At 69.0% G+C, this 461-nt stretch carries 1 protein-coding gene; it reads right to left on the bottom strand.

Annotation, left to right across the window (positions count from 1 at the left end; all coding sequences use genetic code 11):
* Positions 1-433 (bottom strand): metal ABC transporter permease (locus EXE42_RS20380; RefSeq protein WP_241988421.1); only part of this gene is annotated, 433 nt, incomplete at its 3' end.
* Positions 434-461 lie beyond the last annotated feature (28 nt).

The following is a 461-nucleotide window of genomic DNA, read 5'->3' as shown; positions in this document are numbered from 1 at the left end:
GGAACTGGTTCACCCCGACCGCGAGCCCGCCCGCGTTGAGGCTGATGAGCGTCGTCCCCAGCGCGAACCCCGTCGAGAGGACGATCGCCATCGAGACGTCGTTGTACGCGTCGGTCGTCTCGGAGATGAGCTCGATGAACAGCGCGGCGATCATCGCCACGACGACCGCGGTGAGGTACGGCGACACCCCGAGGTCGATGACGGCGTTGAGGAAGAGCCCGACCGCGACCCCGGCGAACGCCGTGTGCGCCAGCGCGTCCCCGATCAGCGCGAGCTGGCGGTGGACGAGGAAGGTGCCGATGAGCGGCGCCATCACGCCCACGCAGAGCCCGACGAGCACCGCCCGGTGCATGTACCGGTAGCGCGGGTTCAACATCTCCAGGCCGGAGAGGTAGTACGCCCAGTCCATCAGCCAGTACCACTGCGCCAGCACCCAGCGGAGGGCGGCGAAGAGGGCCTCC

It is taken from the genome of Halorubrum sp. SP3, assembly GCF_005435195.1.
Lineage (GTDB): Archaea > Halobacteriota > Halobacteria > Halobacteriales > Haloferacaceae > Halorubrum > Halorubrum sodomense.
This window is presented reverse-complemented; position numbering and strand designations above follow the sequence as displayed.